At 64.2% G+C, this 20,274-nt stretch carries 16 protein-coding genes and 2 pseudogenes; 6 read left to right on the forward strand and 12 right to left on the reverse strand.

Annotation, left to right across the window (positions count from 1 at the left end):
- Positions 1–147: 147 nt before the first annotated feature.
- Positions 148–588: pseudogene (locus tag AWB75_RS32735) on the forward strand (transposase domain-containing protein); the annotation flags it as partial.
- A gap of 440 nt (positions 589–1,028) precedes the next feature.
- On the opposite strand, the gene ssuE reads toward AWB75_RS32735, so the two are convergent.
- From ssuE to AWB75_RS32785, 9 genes are read right to left on the reverse strand one after another with little or no spacing between them, the layout of a single operon-like run.
- Positions 1,029–1,607: an NADPH-dependent FMN reductase gene (ssuE, locus tag AWB75_RS32745; RefSeq protein ID WP_061128137.1), complete on the reverse strand. Its 579-nt coding sequence runs from the start codon at positions 1,605–1,607 to the stop codon at positions 1,029–1,031.
- Positions 1,608–1,622: 15 nt separating this feature from the next.
- Positions 1,623–1,904 carry a 2Fe-2S iron-sulfur cluster-binding protein gene (locus tag AWB75_RS32750; RefSeq protein WP_061128138.1) on the reverse strand — a complete coding sequence of 94 codons (282 nt, stop codon included), beginning with the start codon at positions 1,902–1,904 and terminating at the stop codon, positions 1,623–1,625.
- A 52-nt stretch (positions 1,905–1,956) separates the two neighbouring features.
- Positions 1,957–2,715 carry an iron-containing redox enzyme family protein gene (locus AWB75_RS32755; protein WP_061128139.1) on the reverse strand — a complete coding sequence of 253 codons (759 nt, stop codon included), beginning with the start codon at positions 2,713–2,715 and terminating at the stop codon, positions 1,957–1,959.
- A 33-nt stretch (positions 2,716–2,748) separates the two neighbouring features.
- Positions 2,749–4,077 carry an ATP-grasp domain-containing protein gene (locus AWB75_RS32760; protein WP_061128140.1) on the reverse strand — a complete coding sequence of 443 codons (1,329 nt, stop codon included), beginning with the start codon at positions 4,075–4,077 and terminating at the stop codon, positions 2,749–2,751.
- 6 nt (positions 4,078–4,083) lie between these two features.
- Complete coding sequence (locus tag AWB75_RS32765) at positions 4,084–5,328, reverse strand: ATP-grasp domain-containing protein (RefSeq protein WP_061128141.1); 1,245 nt, start codon at positions 5,326–5,328, stop codon at positions 4,084–4,086.
- Entirely contained in the window at positions 5,325–6,452 is a 1,128-nt protein-coding gene (locus AWB75_RS32770; protein WP_061128142.1) for a pyridoxal phosphate-dependent aminotransferase, read from the reverse strand. The genes AWB75_RS32765 and AWB75_RS32770 overlap by 4 nt, the downstream gene beginning before the upstream one ends.
- Before the next feature lie 8 nt (positions 6,453–6,460).
- Positions 6,461–7,336, reverse strand: a complete 876-nt coding sequence (locus AWB75_RS32775; protein WP_061128143.1) for a phytanoyl-CoA dioxygenase family protein — start codon at positions 7,334–7,336, stop codon at positions 6,461–6,463.
- A gap of 19 nt (positions 7,337–7,355) precedes the next feature.
- Complete coding sequence (locus AWB75_RS32780) at positions 7,356–8,744, reverse strand: 3-phosphoshikimate 1-carboxyvinyltransferase (RefSeq protein ID WP_087087128.1); 1,389 nt, start codon at positions 8,742–8,744, stop codon at positions 7,356–7,358.
- 27 nt (positions 8,745–8,771) lie between these two features.
- The gene (locus AWB75_RS32785; protein ID WP_061128144.1) at positions 8,772–9,881 is read right to left on the reverse strand and encodes a DUF1611 domain-containing protein; all 1,110 of its coding nucleotides are present in this window, start codon (positions 9,879–9,881) and stop codon (positions 8,772–8,774) included.
- A 338-nt stretch (positions 9,882–10,219) separates the two neighbouring features.
- On the opposite strand from AWB75_RS32785, the gene AWB75_RS32790 reads away from it, so the two are divergent.
- Positions 10,220–11,305: an LLM class flavin-dependent oxidoreductase gene (locus tag AWB75_RS32790; protein ID WP_061128145.1), complete on the forward strand. Its 1,086-nt coding sequence runs from the start codon at positions 10,220–10,222 to the stop codon at positions 11,303–11,305.
- Positions 11,295–12,581: an MFS transporter gene (locus tag AWB75_RS32795; protein WP_235012356.1), complete on the forward strand. Its 1,287-nt coding sequence runs from the start codon at positions 11,295–11,297 to the stop codon at positions 12,579–12,581. Before AWB75_RS32790 ends, AWB75_RS32795 begins: the two co-directional genes overlap by 11 nt.
- A gap of 70 nt (positions 12,582–12,651) precedes the next feature.
- On the opposite strand, the gene argP is transcribed toward AWB75_RS32795, so the two are convergent.
- Positions 12,652–13,596 (reverse strand): HTH-type transcriptional regulator ArgP, encoded by a 945-nt coding sequence (gene argP / locus AWB75_RS32800; protein ID WP_235012358.1) that lies wholly within the window; start codon positions 13,594–13,596, stop codon positions 12,652–12,654.
- Between the two features lie 672 nt (positions 13,597–14,268).
- Between argP and AWB75_RS32805 the strand changes: the two are divergent.
- Positions 14,269–14,541 (forward strand): annotated as a pseudogene (locus AWB75_RS32805) (IS110 family transposase); the annotation flags it as partial.
- A gap of 2 nt (positions 14,542–14,543) precedes the next feature.
- Positions 14,544–15,392: a benzoate/H(+) symporter BenE family transporter gene (locus AWB75_RS32810; RefSeq protein ID WP_235012361.1), complete on the forward strand. Its 849-nt coding sequence runs from the start codon at positions 14,544–14,546 to the stop codon at positions 15,390–15,392.
- On the opposite strand, the gene ptsG is transcribed toward AWB75_RS32810, so the two are convergent.
- Positions 15,324–17,102: a PTS glucose transporter subunit IIBC gene (gene ptsG, locus AWB75_RS32815; protein WP_061128147.1), complete on the reverse strand. Its 1,779-nt coding sequence runs from the start codon at positions 17,100–17,102 to the stop codon at positions 15,324–15,326. The genes AWB75_RS32810 and ptsG overlap by 69 nt on opposite strands.
- A gap of 24 nt (positions 17,103–17,126) precedes the next feature.
- Positions 17,127–19,670: a phosphoenolpyruvate--protein phosphotransferase gene (gene ptsP, locus AWB75_RS32820; protein WP_061128148.1), complete on the reverse strand. Its 2,544-nt coding sequence runs from the start codon at positions 19,668–19,670 to the stop codon at positions 17,127–17,129.
- 286 nt (positions 19,671–19,956) lie between these two features.
- Here ptsP and AWB75_RS32825 point away from each other — a divergent pair, with 286 nt between their 5' ends.
- A complete protein-coding gene (locus AWB75_RS32825) occupies positions 19,957–20,181 on the forward strand; it encodes a DUF6900 domain-containing protein (RefSeq protein ID WP_061128149.1) in 225 nt (74 codons plus the stop codon).
- Positions 20,182–20,274: the final 93 nt, after the last annotated feature.

Below are 20,274 nucleotides of genomic sequence, written 5' to 3' on the forward strand. Positions count from 1 at the left end.
CCCGCGCTCTCGATGAGGGCACAAAGTGTGCGCCCATCGCCTCTGCCATTGACGGACCGAGCCGGATAAAAAAGCTGGCCCAACGCCTGCATGGAGCGCAGGCATTTGAAACCGTGTTCTGCAGAGCGTCCTTAACTTTTCGGGGCGATGCTTGCCAATCACCTCACCTACGTGATCGAAGCGCAGGAGCCGGCCGATCTGCGACGGCTGGCCGAGCATCTGCCCTACGAGTGGATCACGCGTGCGGTCCAGACAACCGGCACGGCGAGCATCCGGCGCCGTCGCCTGCCGGCTGAACAGGTGGTGTGGCTGGTGATCGCGCTGGCGATGTACCGGCACTGGTCGATCAGCGAAGTACTCGACAGTCTCGATCTGGCCTTGCCCAACGAGGCTGCGCCGTTTGTGAGCAAGAGCGCCGTGGTGCAGGCCCGCCAACGCGTCGGCGAGGCACCGATGGCCTGGTTGTTCGAGCAGACAGCGCGGGCGTGGACGACTCAGGACGCGGCTCATCATGCGTTCAAGGGATTAAGTCTGTGGGCCATGGACGGCACCACGTTGCGCACCCCCGACAGTGCGGCCAACCGTGAGCAAATCCTGTGCATTGCCGTTTTCGTCCGTTCCGGAAGCGACTGCGAAACGATACGACGCTGTGTCGGTGCCGCTCCACCACGAGCCGTCGCTACGATACTGATAAGCGCCTACCTGCTTCCGCGCACGCGACGGGCCATCCCACTGATTGAGTTGCAGGCTGCCGTCCGGATTGGCAATCGCCTGAAGCGGCGAATCGGAATTGCCGTAGATGCCGCGCGCCGTGGTGATGCCCGGACCGGACGCAGCGGGCGGCGCGGTCGTGCTGACTTTAGCGGGCAGCGTTGCAGCGCCATCAATTGGCGACATGGCAGACGGCGCGTGTTGGCCGGCGTCGAACAACCCTTAACGGCCAGGGACATTCGGCAGCGTGTCGAAAGCCACCGCGCCGTCCGCGGTCTTCGAGGAACTGGACTGATCGTCCGTCTTACGCCGTACGACTACGCCGCCGATTGAACCATGCGCGGCTGACGCAAGCGGCGCAACGCAGCCGCGTCGTCGAGCGCCGCCATGAGTGCATCGACCGCATCGGCGAGACGTTGCGCGATCGCGCCGCTCAGCGTGTAGGCGCCGTCGACCAACGAGATCTCGCACTCGGTCGCAAACACATTGCCGAGTACGTGCTGCGCGCCGAGCGACGCCAGGACAGGCTTCAGCGCATAGTCGAGCGCGAGCAGATGGGCAAGGCTGCCGCCGGTGGCGAAAGGCAAGACCGGCTTGGACGCCAGGGCCGAGCGCGGCAGCAAATCGAGGAAAGTCTTCAGCAAGCCGGAATAGGAAGCCTTGTAGAGCGGGGTCGCGATTACGACGGCCTGAGCCTCTTCGACGAGCGCGAGCGCGGCGCGCACGGCCGGGTTGCCGAAGTCGGCGTGCACGAGCGCCGCCGCGGGCAGCTCGCGAACATCGATGCGTCTGACCGGAATGTCATGCGCATGCAGCGCGTTTTCGGCGACATGCAGCAGGTGCGCGCTGCGCGAACGGGCGGCCGGGCTACCGGATATCGTGACGATAGGATTCAAATTTCGTCTCCCGGCTCAGCGTTGCAGGATCGTCACGTCGCCGCGCAACTGGCATTGGCAGGCGAGACGATGACTTGCATCCATATAACCGAGAAAGGCGAGCAGGCGCGTCTCGTCCTCGTCGGGCAGCGACAGGTTGGCTGCGCCGTCGATCACCTCGATCACGCAGATGCCGCACATGCCGGCCCGGCATCCGAAGGTGAGACCCGCGAGCTGCAGCTCGGCGGCATCGGAGAGATAGGCGTCGTGGGGCAGCGTGAAGCTCTCGCCGGTCGTGTTGACGTGTACTTTATGCATGTTCAGGCCCAGATGCGACGGCTGCCCGTGCGGGCAGCCGCAGGTTGTCGACTCACGCGGTCGCCATTTCCGCCACGGGCGGCGTTCCGACCGTGGTCTCGTAAAGCTCGCGGAAGTACATGGCGAGGATGGTCTGGATGTCGTCGAAATAGCGCAGCACCTTTTCGACGTCTTCTTCCGAGTGAATCAGGTAGCGCAGGATGCGCCACATCTCGCCTGCGTGATCGTCGCCGACATCGGTGTTGATGTGCGCAAGTTGGCCTTTGATCTTCTCGTCGCCGAGCGTCGTTCGCAGCGACTCGATCTGGCGAGGCGTGAGCTTCGCCGTCGTGTACTCGACCAGATAGCTCGATGCAACCACCCCGAGCGGGCTCTCGTGCTCGCAGAGAAAATAGAAGAACCCTTGCAGCAGGCGGGTCGCGAGGAACGGCTCGGTGGCAAGCAGTTCTTCCTGCGTGACGCCGAGCGCCTTGCAGTCCTGCATGAACAACTGGTCGTGGTTCATCTCTTCGGACTGGTATTGCCCGTAAAGCTGCGCGGCTTCCGGCGAAATCTGGGTGATCGCGTGCAGCGCCTTGCAATGAGCCGAGCGGCTCAGACGAATGCGCCATACATGCTCGATCGTATGGCGGCGATACCATCTGCTGTCCAGCTTCCGGCTTTCCAGGTGGTTGGCATAGGGCACGGTAGCGGCCCATTCGGCCATCTTCGCGTCGAGATACCGGTCGAGCCGGGCCCGCACTTCCTGGCCTTCGGCGAGTGAGTAAAAGGGGGTCGGGCGTTCGATGCCGCATCGGGTCACGCGATTCATGGTCTTGTCCTCGAGAATGGGATTGGCGGTGCGTCAGGCCGCATCGGAATAACGCACGACGAGCTTCTGGTCGAGCATGGCTGCGAGCGCGTTCAGCTGGGTCGCGATCTCGTCGATGGGCACCTTCCAGAGCGCGTTCAGAATGAAGATGCCGCGCTCCGAGTCGGGCAGCCTGGTGCCCTCGCGCACCGGGCTTTCGATGATGTCCGGCTGCGGCGCGAGCTCGTGTGTCGACAGCGTCGCGAGCGTGCGGTTGCGCTGGCCATAGCGGCTGAAGAACACGGTGCCCTGCTGCATGCTCTTGTCGCGACGGCGCGTGCTCTCGCGCAGGACGTTCAGGTCGTCGCGCAATGCGCGGCGCGCGGCGTCGGTCGTGGCGCACAGCATCCTGACCCATAGTTCGAGCATCGAAAGGCCGCCCGTGAAGATACCGATGCTCTGGTTGATGAGCGCGCCGCCCATACGGGCGTTGATCTCGATGATGTCCCAGTGCTCGTCGCGCGGATCGTGGCGCGCCTCGATGTGATAGCACCCGTCGCGCAGTTGCAGCGCCGCGAGGCATTCATCCACGAAACGCTCGCCGGCGAGCTGTTGCGCATCGCTCAGGCGCGGCGCGGGAAGCGAGTTGCTGGTTTCGAGCGTCGTGCCGCTCGAATCGTCCAGATACTTCGCGTGCACGCCCATGACATAGCTCGCGCCGCCCATCGCCAGTACTTCCAGGCTGTACTCGTCGCCGTGCAGGTAGTCCTCAGCGATGAAGTCGAACTGGCCGGCGAAGATCGCCCGAAAAGCCTGATCGTCGCGCATCTGCTGCTTGAGCGCCTGTAGCCGCTCGGGCGTCAGCGTATCGTCGAACCGGAAGCAGGCGAACGAACCGGCGCCGCGCCGCGGCTTGACGAAGAGCTTCCTTCCGCTCGCGCGCAGCACGCTAAGCGCCTCTTCGTCGAGCACGGTCGCGACCGAGCGGCTCAAGCCTCGCTCGACGAGAGACTGGCGGCACAGATACTTGTCCATGCAGCGACGCACCGCCGCCGGATCGACATCGACGGCGCCGAGCCGCTGATTGGTGAGCGCCATCAGCACGCGGTAGCCTTCGAACGTCGCGAGCGACGCGATGATCGTGAAGCCTTCGTCGCGCGCCTCGGTCAGCACCATCGACACATGGGATTCGTCGAGGTGCTCGTCATCCACATGCCAGATGCGGGCGGGGCTGAGCGCGGTCAGCTGTTCGAGATCGCGTACATCGCGCGGTTTCGAGCTGAGAATCACCAGGGCGACGTCGAGTCGCTCGACGTACTCCTTGATCATCGCCGCATAGGAGCGGGCCTGGTGTGCGAAAAGAAGCAGGGCGGGTCTCGTCATGATGTGTTAGGGCTCGGTGGTGGTGATGGAGAACGCGTTGAGAACATGGGCGACGTCGCTTTCGACCTCGTCCGCGGACGTCGAGTCGAACAGGAAGCGGCCCGACTGCATCGAGCAGTAGCCGTCTTCGTGCTCGATGATCTGGCCTTCGTCGGGCACGAGCTGGCGGTAGAGGCTGCGCAGGCGGTCATCGAAGCGCGTGACGGAGCGCACGCGCAAGGGCAGGCCATCGGGGCGCGGGAACATCAGCCACGCGCCGATCGAGCGCTGTTGCGCGCGCAGGGTGGCGACCTGGCCCATGCTCATGTTGACCCACTCGCAGAACAGGTTGATGCCGGTGGCCCGATGGATGACCGAAGGCACGTCCGCGCCGCCGACACGCGCGCCGACTTCCAGGAACACGAGTTCGCCTTCGGCCGTGTAAAAGAGCTCCAGGTGAAAGGGGCACGCCTTCAGGCCGATGGCCTCGATGCATCGCGCCGAGAAACGGCTCACCGTTGCATGAAGCACGGTGCCGGGCTCCAGCGTGATCGCACCAAGCGGCGCGCCGAAGGTGAAATCGAGGCACGTGTTGAGATAGCGCGAGGGCACGACCAGCGTGACGTTTCCTGAAGGATCGACGAGCCCGTCGATGTGCAGCAGCGTGCCGTCGATGAACTCCTCCAGGTCCCAGGTCTCGTGCGCCGGCAACGCCGACACGCTGGCGCGCAACTGCAGCTCGTCCTCGATCCTGCGTACGCCCTCGCTCGACTGGCCGTTGGTCGGTTTCAGGATCAGCGGATAGCCTGCGCTCGCCGCGAACGCGATGGCGTCATCCACTTGCCCCGCCGTGATTGCGGTGTAGCGCGGGGTGCGCAGTCCGGCGGCCGACACTCTTGCTTTCATGAGGAGCTTGTCGCGGCCGAGGCGATTCTCGGCCGTCCATTTGCCGGGGATGTGAAATTCCTCGCGCAGCTGCGCGCCGAGGTCCTGCAGCGACTCGGAGAAGACGATCAGGCGATCGATCGGCCCGTGCTCGCTGGCGATTCGCGAGAGAATCGGCCGGTACGCCGCGATGTCGTCGAGCCGGCCCAGTTCGTACACGCTATGGCTGCCCGGCGGCGCCATGATCCCCGAGCGGCCGCGGCGGTTCACGATATAGCTGACGTCGTGCGCTTCGTGATCGAGAAACTCCTCGTAGCACACGAGATGGAAGTCCCATCTCGCGGTGCCGGGAAAGCGCGCGAGGTTGTTGATGATGACGACGTTCACGCATCCTCCTCGGTCGTATGGGTCAGGTTTACCGGCTGCTTGAGTTCACCGATGGCGGCCACGAGTCGCCCGATCTCGTCCGCCGTGCCCACGGAGATGCGCAGATGACCGGGCAGGCGGTACGCGTGCATCGCGCGCGTGATCAAGCCACGCGCGAGCAGGCCTTCATATACGGCGGGTGCGGCCGGTCCGAAATCGGCCAGAACGAAGTTCGCCCTGCCGTCGGTGACGGGAATCTTCATGGCGCCGAGCGCATCGACGAGCGTGCGCCGGCCTTCGCGCACCCGCGCGACGATGCATTCCATATGCGCGCGATCGTCCAGCGCCGCCGCCGCGCCGGCCGCCCCGATACGGTTGACGGGAAAAGGCGGCCGGACGCGGTTTAGCCAGTCGATGAGGCCCGCATCGGCGACCGCGTAGCCGATGCGCAGCCCGGCGAGGCCATAGGCCTTCGAGAACGTGCGCGTGACCACGACCCTGGGATGGACGAGCGGCAGCTGCGCGTTGAACGCCGACTCGTCGTCCGATGCGAATTCCGCATAGGCCTCGTCGAGCACGAGCAAGACATGAGCGGGCACGCGCTCGACCAGGTCCATGAGCCGCGCCGGATCCAGCGCGTGGCCCGAAAGATTGGTCGGAGAGTCGATCAGCATCATGCGCGTGCGCGCATCGACCTGGGCGAGCAACGCATCGACGTCGTGCCCGAAATGGCGCCCGGATGCAGCGAGCTTCACGGTCGCGCCCTGTTCCTTCACGAAGGCAGGGTAGGCGCAGTAGCCGAACTCCGACAGCACGACGTTGTGCTCCGGCGAAACGCATGCACGAACCAGCGACGCGATCAGATCGATGGAGCCGTTACCGAGCAGGAGGTGGCTGGCGGGCACACGCTGATGGCGCGAGAGTCGGTCGACGAGATCCTGCGTATCCGGATAGCGGTGGCTTTGCCCGAGCGCGTCGCGCATCGCTTTCATCACGAGCGGCGACGGCGACAGCGGCGCCTCGTTGCTGGAGAACTTGAAGATTTCGCTCAGGCCGAGATCCCGCCTGAGCTTCTCCTCGGTGATGCCGGGCCGATACGGTGCGATCGAGCGCAGCGGCGCGGCGACAAACGGTGACCAGTCCATTGCGTGCCTCACTTTGACGCGGTGTCCGCGACGGCATAGCCCGCCGTGTTCATGGCCGTCAGCGCCGTGCGCAGATGCGAGCCTTCCTGCACTTCGTACAGCGACCCGAACTCGCGCTCCGCGATCGGCAGCCGATGCAGGCCGGCGTCCAAGCGCGCTGCCCGCGCGCACCGGCCGCGCAGCAGTTGTATGCCCGGCTCGTTGTGGGCGGCATGCGGGCCGAAGTAGATCGGAAAGGCGTCGGCTGCGCGGTAGGCTGGCAGGAAGGTGCGGCGGGGCATGTCGGATTCGTTGCGGGCGGAAGCGTGGAGCGTGAGACAGTGCAGGAACACCACGCTGCCGGCCGGCACTTCGAGACTGACCGCGCGCGCTTCGTCGATGCCCTCGACCTTGCCGCGAAAATAGCCGTCGATATCGTGTGACAGCAGGCCGCCGCGATGCGAGCCGGGTATCACGCGCAGGCAGCCATTGCGGGCGCTCGCATCGTCGAGAAAGGTGAGGGCGCTCAACAGATCCGCATTGGTGTGCGGGTAGTACGAGAAGTCCTGATGCCACTCGACGACGCTGCCCACACGCGGGCCCTTCATGTTGAGCTTGCTGTAGTGAAAGAGAATGTTCCCGCCGATCAACCGCTCGATGCAGTCCAGCAGCGCGGGCTCGGTGGCCATGCGCCAGAACGCATCGTGCTTGCGCGTCGGCGACCAGATGCGGCGCACGGTAACGCCGTCGCGCGGCTCGAATTCGTACGGCTTGTCCGGATTGGCGGGGCTCAGTAGTTCGTCGATGGCGGCGAGCGCGCGCCCGACCTGCTCTCGATCGAACATCCGGTCGATGACCAGATACCCGTTATCGGCGTAAAAGCGTGCTTGTTGATCTGAAATCATGCTGGTTCTCCCGTATCGTTCATGCCTGAAGCAGACAGGGCTCGCTGTCGCTGTCGTCGAGTTCCTGGCCCGGGCCGACTTCGCGGCAGTGCACGCCCAGGCTTTCGAATTGCGTGAAAAAGTCGGGGAAGGAGCAGGTCACGTCGCGATAGCCGTCGAGCAGATTCGCGTGCCGGCATCGCAGCGATGCGACGAACAGAGACATGAAGATGCGATGGTCTCCCCAGCTCGACAGCTCGACGCCTCCGGCAGGGTCCGCGCCGTGGCCGTTGATCTCGAAGCCGTCGTACACGCCGTCCTTGAAAAGCCCTTTGATATCGACGCCGAGCTTGCCGAGTTCGCTCACCATCGCCTTGATCCGCGGCGATTTGTGCAGCCGCGTGATCGAACCGCCCACGACGCGGAAGCGTCCCTTCACATAGGCGCCTATCGCGGCGAGCGTCGGCACGATGTTCGGGTAGTCGCTCGCGTCGAACTCGAAGTCGCCGGCGAGCCCCGGCAAGCGATTGACGAGGGTCAGCCGCTTGTGGGCCTCGTCGAAGTTCACCTCGATGCCGAGCGTACGCACCACGTCGATGATCGCGTACTCGCCCTGCAGGCTTTGCGCGCTCATGTTCTCGAGCACCGTGACGCCGGGAAAGATCGCGGCGGCGCCGATCAGATAAGACGACGAGGTGTAGTCGCCGCTCACGCGATACGTCGCGGGCCGATATTCGCCCGGATACACGCGGATGAGCGAGAGATCGTCGCTCGCTTCGACGCCGATGCCGGCCTGCGTGAGCGTCGCGATGGTCTGGCGAATGTAGGACTTCGAGAGGATCTCGCCTTCGATCACGATCTCGCTCGGCTGTGCAGCCAGGGGCGCGGCAAACATGATCGCGGTGATGAATTGGGAGCTGACATTGCCGGGCAGCACGCAGCGCCCGCCCTGGAAGCCGCCGCCCCAGTTGACGATGGGCGCCTTGCCCGCGTCGCCGATGCAGTCGATGCGCGCGCCGAGCCGGTGGAGCGCGTCGAACAGCGGCTTCATCACGCGCCCCCTGAGAATCGCGTCGCCGGTGATGACGGCGGGCGATGGCGCGAAACAGGTGAGCGCGGCGAAGGTGCGGAATACCAGACCGGACCCGAGTGCGTCGATGACGCGGTGCCCGAGGCGAAAGTCGCGACCCACGCCATGGATATCGAGGTAGCCGTCCTTTTCCTCGATCACCGCGCCGAGCGCACGGCATGCGTGCTTCATCGTCTGTGTCTCCACGCAGCGCAGGTCGTTTTCCAGCACCGAGTGGCCACGCGCGAGCGTCGCGGCCAGGATGGCGCGCTGCGTCTCGGGCTTGGAAGATGGCGTGACCGCGCAACCGGTCAGCGCGCGCGCCGGTTCGACGCGCAACAACATCGATTCAATGTTCATGTTGGGTTGCTCCCGTTTTCGTGCGTATCAGTGGTTCCGGGCCGGTGCGTCGACTCGAAGCGAAGCATCCGTGCGCTCACCCAAGAGTCCGCGCCGATGCGCGGCGAGCGCATCGACGAGCGTGTCGGCGCCGAAGTGGATGACGTCGGTGGTGGGCAGCCCGGTTTCGTTGCCGATGCGCTCGACCACGCTCGCGGCATCCTCGCGGTTCATGTGTCCGCAATGCACGCTAACAGCGACGACTCTGGCAGGCCGCTGGAACGATGCGAGCTGCTCGTACACGGCGATGAGCTCCGGCAGCGCACGCAGCGGCGCATTGGGCCAGCCCTTGTGATGCGAGAGATCCGCCTCGTGGCATAGCACGAGCGCCTGAGGCATCGCACCGTGCAGCAGGCCGAGCGTGACGCCGCTGTAGGCGGGATGCGAGATCGAACCCTGGCCTTCGACCACGATCCAGTCGTGATGGGCCGCTGATTCGAGCACCATCGATTCGGTGACGCCTGCGATGAAGTCGGCGGGCACGGCATCGACCGCGACACCTCTGCCGCTGATATAGATGCCGCTCTGGCCGGTAGCGACGAAACCGGCGTTGAAGCCTTTGCGCCTCGCGGCTTCGGTGATCTCGATGGCGCTGGTCTTCTTGCCGACGCGGCAATCGCTGCCGACCGTATGCACGACGAAACCGTGCAACTCATCGAGCCGGGCTGCGTTGGTGGACAGCGTCGCGGGCGGCTCCTTGGTGTCCCATATGCGGCTGCCGGATGCGGCGGCCAATGCGGCGAACTCCGGATCGGTGGCGATGCGAAAGTGCAGGCCGCTCACGACATCGATGCCCCGCCTGAGCGCAACCGCGATCTGGCCGCGCCATGATTCAGGCAACTCGTTGGAGAACAGGCCGACGCCGATCAGGAGGATCTGCGGTTCGAAGCGCAGCGCCGATTCGAGCGAATCGACGAGCGGAATGCCGTGGCCATAGCCGAGCACGGCGCCCACATCCTGTCCGGCAAGGCGGCTATCGACGACCGCTACGCAATCGTCGTGGCGGTATCGCAGATAGGAAGTGGCGACCTTGCTCGTCACCGGGCCGAAGCAGCCCTCGGCAAAGACGACCACACGTTTTTCTTTGAGACACAGCATAAGCTCTTGCTCCTGTCATCGGTCAGTCGACTCGTCTCCGAACGAATCGTGAAATCAATGTAGATCAGGAAATGCCGCTCGAGCACATCGGTCGATTTAATTGACGGCGCGTCAGCAAAAGTGCCGGTGGAAGCGCCGTAGGCGGTTCAGTGAATATGAACGGGACTGCGCGGATACAAGGCGCGCCAGCGGCGATGAGCGGACCGAGATGCAACGCACGCGTTGAGCGCTGCTATCGGCCCGTCAGAATTTCTTGCATCGATGAGTTAGCCCTTGCGATGACGTTTGCATCGCACCTAAGCTCGTTTCAACTTCAACGAATCCATGCGGAGCGAGCGATGAGACCACTGCGATTCCACTGGTGCGCGCCCAGGGGAGACGGGAACACTAAGGCATCCGAAAAGGATCTGGCGAACGAACTGAACCTCGACGGCATGATCGATTTCGTCCAGGAGGCGGAAGACCTGGGCCTCGACTCGCTGTTGATGGGGATCGGGTTTCACCTGCCTGACCCGCTGCCGCTCATCGGCGCACTAGTCCGGGAGACGAGGAAAGTGACGTTCATCCTCGCGTATCGCCCGGGGTTGATGCCGCCGACGCTGTTTGCCCAGGTAGTCAATACGATTTCCTGGATGTCCGGCAAGCGGATTTCGCTGAACATCGTCGCCGGCATTTCTCCCGAGGAGCAGGCGTACTACGGCGACTATCTGCAGCATGACGATCGCTATCGCCGCACCGATGAATATCTCGCGATCCTGCAGCGCTTCTGGCACGGCGAATCGCCGATAACACACGAAGGCGAGCATTACCGCCTGAGCGGCGCGAAACTCGGGCTGCCGTACAAGGACGGCGATCGCCCGCGTCTCTATCTGAGCGGCGCTTCGCAGCAGGCGCAGGAAAACGCGGTGCGTTGGGGCGATTGCTGGCTGCGCTATGGCGACACGCCCGAAGGCATCGCGGCGGCGAGCCGGTTCGTGCTCGATGCAGGGCGGGAGGTCGGGATTCGCATGCATGTGCTCGCTCGCGAAACCCGCGCCGAGGTGCTTGCCGAGATAAAGGCGATGATGGCCAATCCGGACGAGCAGCATCGACGCAACGTTCGCGAGTTCGTCAGGCATTGCGACTCGGAGGCGGTGAAGACCTCGTTCCGGCTGGCGGAGGGCGCGGTCGACGAATGGTTGTCGCCCGTGCTGTGGTCGGGCGCCGTGGCGTATCGCGGCGGCCCGGCGCTATGCCTGGCGGGCAGCTACGAGGAAGTGGCGAAGAGTCTCATGCAATACAAGAAGGCCGGCGTCACGGAGTTCATCTTTTCGGGCTGGCCCACTCGCGGCGAAATGCGCCGTTTTTGCCAGCATGTCGTCCCGCTCGTGCGCAAGCTCGAAGCCAATGAAGGTGAGCACGAGGAGATAGCCCTTGTCATCTGATGCCATCGACAGCCGCAAGGCCCGGCGCCTGCGCTGCTTCGCCGCCGGGCTGATGCTCGGCATCGTCGCAGAGCAGACGTTTCTTTTCGCGGCGCCCCTCATCATCTATCAGGAAACGGCGAGCATGACCTATTCCGGCATCGCATTTGCCGTTGAGTGGGTGCCGGCGTTGATCTGCTATCCGTTTGCCGGCGTGCTCGCCGACCGTGTCGGTGGAAAGCGGCTGTTTCTCGCATCGAATGCCGGGCGTGCGCTATGCCTCCTGGTTGCGGCGGTCGTATGCTGGACGGTTCCCGGCGCGACGATCGCCGCGCTCATGATCAATAGCGCATTGCTCTCCGCGTTCATGGCGCCGATTCGCATGTCGGTGGAAAAGACCGTCCCGGCGCTCGCGGAAGGCGACACGCTGGCGCGCCTGCAATCACTGGTGCAAAACGCGGAATTGCTGTCGAGAGCGCTCGGGCCGGTGCTTGCCGCGGGACTCGCGTACCGGCTCGGCAAGCTCCCGCTGCTCGTCGTCGCGGCGGGCGTGTTCGCTGCCGCCGTCCTGTGCTGGCGCGGCATGCCGACAGGGCTGTCCGCAAAGGCCGCACCGAGCCGCGTGGGGCAGGAACTCCTGCTCGGCTGGAAGCTCCTGATCCGTAACCGGCCGGTGCTCATGCTCGCACTGGTCAACTTCACGATCAACCTCGCGTTTGCCATCGCGATCAGCGCCAATGCCTACCTCATAACTGGGCTCTTTCATGCGCCGGACAGCGTCTTCGGCTTGATGAACACCGCCGCGGGCTTGCTCGGCTTCGTCAATCTGCTGGCGATGCCCCGTTTGCTGAAAATGTGGTCGGTCTATCGCATCGGGGCGTCGGGATTCGCCGTGATGTGCATCGGCCTCGCGTCGATGGGCTGGACGGACACGCTGTGGATCTACGCAATATCATTTCCCGCTGCGATGGCCGGCGTCGCGTGGTTCAACGTATTCAACCGCACGCAGCGGGCGAGGGCGATCGAGCCCGAGCACCTCGGCAAGGTCATCGGTCCGTTCTATCTCGTGAACTCGCTCTCGTATCCCATCGCCGGGCTCACTACGGCGGGCCTGGGACCCGCGCTCGGCGTGCAGCACATCATGCTTTTCATGGCAGGGCTTCTCTCGCTGCCCGGCGCGGCGTTGCTATGGCTGACGGCTCGCGAGTTCCGGGAAAAGCTGGACGGCAAGGGTCCGCAGGAACATGCGTCGGCGTCTGCCGTTGCCGCTGCGCCGAAGTGCGCCGGACGAGCCTAGAGGATTCATGGCGATGGCGGCCGGTTCATCGGAAGACCGTTGTCGGCCGCGTTTGTCGGGTGGAATGTATTCATGTGGTCGTGGGAGCCGCCGCTTGACTCGCGACTTCCGCGCCGCTCGTCTGTAGTATCTCGCGCGCGCTGTTGACGATATCCGAGGAGATCGCTTCGCAGACAGGCGGTGCTGCTCGCCAGTGATGCCAGTACAACGTGACGTGCAGCGCCATGTGCCGCATCACATCGACGAGTTCGCCGCTGGCGAGCCGCGAGCGCACGGTCTGCTCCGGAAGCAGACCATAGCCCACGCCCGCGACGATCGCCTCGAATTGCGATGCGGCTGAAGGCAGGAAGTTCTTGCGATAACGGGCGGCGGCTACGCCGAATACTGCGTCGAGATACCGGTCCAGCATGGCGGTGCGCTTGCCGAGCAGTACGGCGGGCGCGGACGTGGCCGAATGAAGGGTGAAGCCTTTGCAAAAATACCGCAGCATGAAGGCCGGACTCGCAACGCAACGATAGGGCATGGTGCCGATGAGCGTAGCGGCGCAACCGCGCGCAGGCCGCGGCACGGTTGAGACACAGCCGATGATTTCCCCGCGCGTGAGGACCGGGAAGGCCGGATCGGCATCATCCACGACGATTTCCAGTTCTACCGTGTTGCGTTCGATCAGGCGCTGGGCGACGGCGCTGAACCACGTGTCGATCGAATGCGCATCCACGCCGATGGCGAGCGGCATCATGCCCCGCCCCTCGACGCCATGCGGGCGCACCTGGCTGTAGGTGTCGGCTTCGAGCAGCCGAATGGCGACCACATGCTTGAGCAGCACCTCTCCGACCGCGGTCAGGGCCAGCGGCTTGTCGCGCACCAGCAGGACGGTCGATAGTGCCTCTTCCAGTGCCTTGACGCGTTGTGAGATCGCGCCGCGCGTCACATTGAGCCTCTCGGCCGCGCGTTCGAAACTCAAGGTTTCGACGACGGCTGCGAAAGCCTCCAACTGATGTCGGTCGAGCATCATCAGTTTGCTCCTCAAAATATAGTCAGTACGCGCGTGCATCATGTCGGCACGCGTCAGCCAAGCGACAAGCATCGAGTGGCCAAGGCGATACTTCGACGGCACATCGGGAAGGATGGTCCGCAGTCAGGCGAATTACAGGCACGAATGATGCCAATTCGACGGCTCCTGGCGCATAGAGCCGGGAAATTGTCGGGCGGCCGCGAAGAACCCGCCGCTCGGTGCTCATACCAGCGGCGATTGTCCCGCTGGTGCCACGAGTTCGCGCACCGCGTAGCATTTCGATGGGATCATGTGTCGTTATCGTGTCAACAAAAGACTGCGCCCTGTTGGATTGCTTCCATCTGCGGACAAGGCATTCGCCCTTGCAAGAATTGGTTTGATGCGGCCATGGCGATCGACGCACAGGCATGTTGCGTCGATCAAGGAGCAGCGCAGGTTCGTGACAACGATAAGCGAGCTTGCAAGCAATACAAACCCTCCAAAGGAAGGCATTTGATTTGTGTGGCTGCTTCCGCCGAGCGCCTATGCGCTTCTACTCAGTCGTCGAACGCGCCGGCCTCCAGAGGATCCGCGAAGGTTTTGATAATCATATAGCCGACCTCCCTCCGTTGGAATCGAACGTGCGGCGTACAGTCAGGGTGCGAACACCGACGTGACGCACAGGAGGCCGGCATGAATAAGTTTAGTGGAATCGACTTGCACTCGAACAACAGTGTGGTCGTCGTCAGCGATGACGCTGACCGGGTTGTCTACCAGCGACGGTTGCCGAACGATCCGGTGCAGATCCGGGCGGCGCTCGCGCCGCACCGCGAAGATCTGGTGGGAGTGGTCATCGAAGCAACGTATAACTGGTACTGGCTTGTGGATCAGCTGATGAACGATGGCTACCGGGTGCATCTGGCCAACCCCGCGGCAATCAGGAAGTACGAGGGACTGAAATACAGTACGTGCTGGCCGTCGTGCATTCGACGGTGGCCGCGCCGCTCATTGGCGCGGGCATGCTGCTGACGTTCTTCGGGCTGATGTGGCTGGAGCGCCGCAACGCCGCGCCGCTTCCGCCGCTGATCGGCGCGATGCTCACGGGCGCGGCGATTCTCTTCGGAACGGGCTTCCAGTTGCCGAGCCATACCGGCGGCGCATGGATCGCGACGCCCGCGCTCGTCGCGCCGCGCTTCGATATTCATGCGATATCGCAACTGCTGCTGCCGATGCTCATCACCGTGCTGTTCGTGCAGAACGCGCAGGGCATAGCAGTGACGCGTGCGTCGGGGTATCGCGCGTCGCTGCGGCTCGTGACGATCACGAGCGGCGTGCTGACCGCGATCAGCGCGCCGTTCGGCGGTTGTCCTTCGGTGCTGGCGGGGCCCAGCAATGCGATTCTCGTGTCGGGCGGCACGCATGGGCGTCATTACATCGGCGCATTGATCGCGGGCGTCATATGCGTGGCGATCGGTCTGTTCGCCACGGCTTGTGTGTTTTTGCTGACGAGCCTGCCCGGTGCGTATATCGCGATCCTTGCGGGTCTTGCGATGATGGGCGTGCTGGAGAAGTCCTTCGTCGCCGCGTTCCGTTCGGCCTTGCCTTTGAGCGCGATGATCGTATTCGTCGTCACGCTGAGCGATGTGACGCTGCTCGATGTCGGTGCGGCGTTCTGGGCCGCGGTGGCGGGGTGTTTCGTTTATTACGCGATCGAGAAGCGGAGGGAGGGCGAGTCGATCGCGTACCTTTCACTTCATCGCGCCGGCCAAACTCTCCGCTTCCAACCCGACGATCAGATCCATCTCCCCATTGCCTAGCGCTTGCGTCGCGGGCACGCCGGCTGCCTTTAACGCGGCGGCATCGAGCCGCGATGCATCGCCGAGCGCGACGCGCAGACGCGTAGCCGCGAGCGGTTCGAGCTTGAGAATATTGGCTGCACCGCCGAGCGCCGCGCGGATCTTTTCAGCACGCGCCTTCTGTTGCGTGCTGTCCTGCGCGCGCGCCGTCGACGCTGCCGCCAGCGCTTCCGCTGCGGCAACCGGAGCACCCGCCACGGGCAAATCAGCTTCGGCGCCCGCCGTCCTCAGATACTCCTGCATGTCGGTTTTCATGTTCTCCGACAGCGGCCCGAAAATCGCCTGCACGCCGTTGCCGACACGCACGACACCCGCCGCGCCGAGCGCCTTCAGCCTGGCGTCGTTCACGAGAGTCGGATCGTTCACCGTGATGCGCAGTCGCGTGATGCACGCATCGAGACTCTTGATGTTCGAGCGCCCGCCGAATGCGAGCACGAGATCGCGCGACCGCCCGCCGACGCCGCCCGTCGAGACCGCGGCGGTTTCGACCGTATCGTCCTCGCGGCCCGGCGTCTTCAGGTTGAAGCGGCTAATCACGAAGCGAAACACGCAATAGTAGATGCCCGCATAGATAGGCCCGAGGATGAACACGTACCACGCGTGCGTCGCCTTGTTGCCGATCAGGTTGAACATCACGAAGTCGATCGCGCCTTGCGAAAACGTGAACCCCATGTGCATGTTCAGCGTATTCGCGACGAACTGCGCCGATGCCGCGAGACACGCGTGAATGAAATACAGCACCGGCGCGACGAACATGAACGCGAACTCGATCGGCTCGGTGATGCCAGTCAGAAACGAAGTCAGTGCAGCCGACACCATCATGCCCCCGACGGCCACTTTCTTTTCCGGCTTTGCACAATGCCAGATCGCGATGGCGGCGGCAGGCAGGCCGAACATCTTGAAGAAAAACGCGCCGGACAGAATGCCCGCGGTGGGGTCGCCTGCGAAGAAGCGCGTGATGTCGCCGTGAACGACCTTGCCGGTGGTCGGATCGAGGAAGCTGCCGGCTTCGAAGAAGAACGGCACGTTCCAGATATGGTGCAAGCCGAACGGAATCAGCAGACGTTCGACGAAGCCGTAGATGGTCGCCGCCGTGCGCGGATCGGACACGGCCGCCCAATGCGAAAACGCCTTGATGGCGCCGCCGATCGGCGGCCATACGAACGACAGGATCGCGCCGAGCAGGATCGCGCCGATGGCGGTCACGATCGGCACGAAGCGTTTGCCCGCGAAGAAGCCGAGATAGGCCGGCAGCGCGATCTTGTAATAACGGTTGAACATCCACGCCGCGAGCCCGCCCGCGAGAATGCCGCCGAACACGCCGGTCTGGATGGACGGGATGCCCATGATCATGTCCGGCTCGACGCCTTGCACCTTCGCGATCACGCCGAGCGTCGCCGTCATCACGAGATAGCCGATGGTCGCGGCAATGCCCGATACGCCGTCGTTCTCCGTGAAGCCGAGCGCGACGCCGATTGCGAAGATCAGCGGCAGATTGCCGAAGATCACGTCGCCCGCATTTTTCATCAGCGCGAGGATGATGGCGGGCACGTAGCCGTGAAAATCGGTCGCGCCAAGGCCGAGCAGCAGGCCGGCGACGGGCAGCACCGCGACCGGCAGCATCAACGACTTGCCGACCTTCTGCACGACGCCGAAGGCATTCTTGAACATGTAGGGTCTCCTCTTTGAGTTCGCTTATTCCGCGTAAGGGGCGAGCAGGGCGCGCACTTCCGCGGCCGTGCCCTGCGTGATCGCGCGCGCCGCGAGCGTGCGCGCTTCGTCCATCGTGAGGCGCGCGAGTTGCGCCTTGATCGAGCCGACGGCCGGCACGCTGACCGACAACTCGTCGACGCCGAGTCCGGCGAGCACGGGCACGGCCATCGCATCCGATGCAATGCCGCCGCACACGCCGACCCATTTGCCGTGCTTGTGCGCGCCATCGACCGTCATGCCGATCAGACGCAGCACGGCGGGATGCAGTCCATCGGCCTGCCTGGCGAGCTTCGGATGCCCCCGGTCCATCGCGAGGGCGTACTGCGTCAGGTCGTTGGTGCCGATGGAAAAGAAATCGACTTCGCGCGCGAGCGGCTCGGCGATGAGCGCCGCCGACGGCACTTCGATCATCACGCCCACCTTCACGTTGTCCATGCGATCGCCGGCTTCTTCCTGAAGAATCTTTCGGGCCGCGCGCACTTCCTCGATCGACGCGACCATCGGGAACATGATGTGCAGATTGCCGATCGACGCCGCCCGCAGAATCGCGCGCAACTGCACGCGGAAAATGTCGGGGCGGTCGAGGCTCACGCGCACGCCGCGCAGGCCGAGGAACGGGTTGTCTTCTTTCGGCAGCGGCAGATACGAAAGCGGTTTGTCGCCGCCGACATCGAGCGTGCGCACGACGAGCGGACGCTCGCGCCCGAGCGCTTCTGCGACCGCGCAGTATTCGGCGGCCTGTTCGTCCTCGGACGGCGCGGTGTCGCGGTTGTCGAACAGGAACTCGGAGCGCAGCAGACCCACGCCTTCCGCGCCCGCCGCGACCGCGTCGCGTGCTTCTTTTGCATTGCGGATATTCGCGACCACTTCGACGCGATGACCGTCCGCGGTGACGGCCAGCTTGCTCGCCGCGACTTTCTCTTCCTCGCGCTTCTTCGTCTGCCGCTCGATGCGTTCACGCGCCCGTGCGAGTTCGTCCGCGCTCGGATTGCGCCGCAGGCTGCCGTGCGAGCCATCGAGAACGACGAGCGTGCCATCGGGCAAATTCAGCGCTTCTTCGTCGATGCCGCAGATGGCCGGAATGCCGAGCGAGCGCGCGAGAATCGCGACATGACTCGTCGCGCCGCCGGTCGTCGTGCAGAAGCCGAGCACCTTGCTGCGGTCGAGCGACGCCGTATCGGACGGAGACAGTTCTTCGGCGACCAGGATCGATTCTTCGGGCACGTCGATATGCGCCTCCTTCACGCCCGCGAGCAGCGCGAGCACGCGGCGGCCCACATCGCGGATATCGCCCGCGCGTTCGCGCAACAGCGCGTTGTCGACCTGCCCGAGCGTGTCGGCCTGAGCCTCGAACGCGGCGCGCCATGCGAAGCCCGCGCTCTTGCCGTCGCTGATGCCGGCGATGGCCGCATCGTTGAGATCGGGATCGTCGAGCAGTTCGAGATGCGCTTCGAGAATCTGCGCCTTCGACGGATCGGTGAGCTTCGCCTTCAGCGCTTCGATCTGCTGACGCGCTTCGTGCCGCGCGGCATCGAGCCGTGCGCGCTCGCGTTGCGGTGATTCGGCCGCTTCGGCCACGTCGATGACTTCCTGACGGAACTGCACGATCTTGCCGACCGCCAGTCCCGGCGACGCCGACGCGCCCGTGAACTCGTTCGCGTCGGCGGGCGCGGCGCGTTTCGGGATGACCGTTTCCGGCGCGGCGACAGCAGGGGCCACCCCAGCGGCGGGCGCATCGCCGGTTTTTTCGCCGGAGCCGGACGCGAGCAGGCGGGCGAGCGCGGCGGCAGCCTCGGCCGCATCGGGCCCGGCGGCCTCGACGCGCAGCGTGTCGCCGAACTTCGTCGCGAGCGCCATCAGCGCGACGACCGATTTCGCGTTCGCGCTGTCGCTGCCGCGCACGATGCGGATATCGGACTTGTACTTCTTCGCTTCGACCGAGACGACGGCGGCGGGACGCGCGTGCAGGCCTTGCGGATTCGGCAGCGTGATTTCATCGGACTGAATCGCGCCGGTTCCCGCGCCGCTCGCTTCCTCGCGCGCGTCGCCGACGAATTCGACCGACAACGCGACATCCTGGCCCGCTGTGACGAGCCCTGTCGCGGGCATGTAGCGCGTGACTAGCTCGCCGTTCGCGATGACCATCTGCGTGAGCAGGCTCACGGCCCGCGCGCCGACGACGACCGGATCGAAACGGATCAGCGGCTGTCCTGTCGTGACGGTGTCGCCTTCCTTGACGAGCGGCGTGAAACCTTCGCCGCGCAGCATCACCGTATCGAGGCCGATGTGTATGAGCACTTGAAGGCCGCTTTCGCCCGTCACGGTCACTGCGTGCGCCGCGCGGTGCAGTTGCGTGACTTTACCGGGAAGCGGGGAGAGCAGTTCGTCGGACGTCGGATCGATGGATACGCCGTCGCCGACCATCTTCTGCGCGAAGACCGGATCGGGCACGGTTTCGATTTGCACCATCACGCCGGAGAGGGGCGCCATCAACTCGATTCGTGCCAAACGCTGAGGAGCTTTCATGTGAACTCTGTGTCCCTTGATGGTTTGAGGTCGATACCCAGAACGTGCCGGACGATGACCTGCATAGGACTTGAACGGGCCTGAGCTAAATCATAGGCAACGCATCCGTGCTTCGCTGACCGAATGATTGCGCGCGAGATTTTATACATCCTGGCGATTTGTTTCGGGTTTTGAAACGTTGAATTTTTAGATATGACATTCCATTCGCGTCGATACGTCGCAACGCGCGCGTCGCTGTCCTATTAATCTTGTCGACGAGGAAATGCAAGTAAATGGAGCGTGAATCGTGATCTGCCGCAATAAACCGGAAGCCTATCTGCAACTTCTAATGACGATTGCCCGCGATGAACTGGGCATCGAATCGTTCGACGCCACCGGCGAGGCGGGCGAGGAATTTCGGATGTGCCGAGTGGAGGACATCGGCCGCGCGCTTGAACGCGCTTACGATATGGGGCTGATGGTCGGGCACACGGTAACGCGCGCGGAATGCGCGCAAGGTCAGCGCGCGTGACGGAGCCCGCGCTCTCCATGCGGCGATCGCGGCTAAGTTGCCTTTTACTGACAGTGCGCCACGCTTGTGTTCGTGCAGCGCCATCATGGTTGC

The organism is Caballeronia catudaia, from assembly GCF_001544755.2.
Lineage (GTDB): Bacteria > Pseudomonadota > Gammaproteobacteria > Burkholderiales > Burkholderiaceae > Caballeronia > Caballeronia catudaia.

What these genes read in the sequence shown, in the direction of transcription:
- AWB75_RS32780 (WP_087087128.1), bottom strand. Translation starts at nt 8,744, where the DNA reads ATGAACATTGAATCGATGTTGTTGCGCGTCGAACCGGCGCGCGCGCTG.
- AWB75_RS32790 (WP_061128145.1), top strand. Translation starts at nt 10,220, where the DNA reads ATGAGACCACTGCGATTCCACTGGTGCGCGCCCAGGGGAGACGGGAAC.
- ptsG (WP_061128147.1), bottom strand. Translation starts at nt 17,102, where the DNA reads ATGTTCAAGAATGCCTTCGGCGTCGTGCAGAAGGTCGGCAAGTCGTTG.
- AWB75_RS32760 (WP_061128140.1), bottom strand. Translation starts at nt 4,077, where the DNA reads ATGACGAGACCCGCCCTGCTTCTTTTCGCACACCAGGCCCGCTCCTAT.
- argP (WP_235012358.1), bottom strand. Translation starts at nt 13,596, where the DNA reads ATGATGCTCGACCGACATCAGTTGGAGGCTTTCGCAGCCGTCGTCGAA.
- AWB75_RS32775 (WP_061128143.1), bottom strand. Translation starts at nt 7,336, where the DNA reads ATGATTTCAGATCAACAAGCACGCTTTTACGCCGATAACGGGTATCTG.
- AWB75_RS32750 (WP_061128138.1), bottom strand. Translation starts at nt 1,904, where the DNA reads ATGCATAAAGTACACGTCAACACGACCGGCGAGAGCTTCACGCTGCCC.
- AWB75_RS32770 (WP_061128142.1), bottom strand. Translation starts at nt 6,452, where the DNA reads ATGGACTGGTCACCGTTTGTCGCCGCGCCGCTGCGCTCGATCGCACCG.
- AWB75_RS32785 (WP_061128144.1), bottom strand. Translation starts at nt 9,881, where the DNA reads ATGCTGTGTCTCAAAGAAAAACGTGTGGTCGTCTTTGCCGAGGGCTGC.
- AWB75_RS32755 (WP_061128139.1), bottom strand. Translation starts at nt 2,715, where the DNA reads ATGAATCGCGTGACCCGATGCGGCATCGAACGCCCGACCCCCTTTTAC.
- ptsP (WP_061128148.1), bottom strand. Translation starts at nt 19,670, where the DNA reads ATGAAAGCTCCTCAGCGTTTGGCACGAATCGAGTTGATGGCGCCCCTC.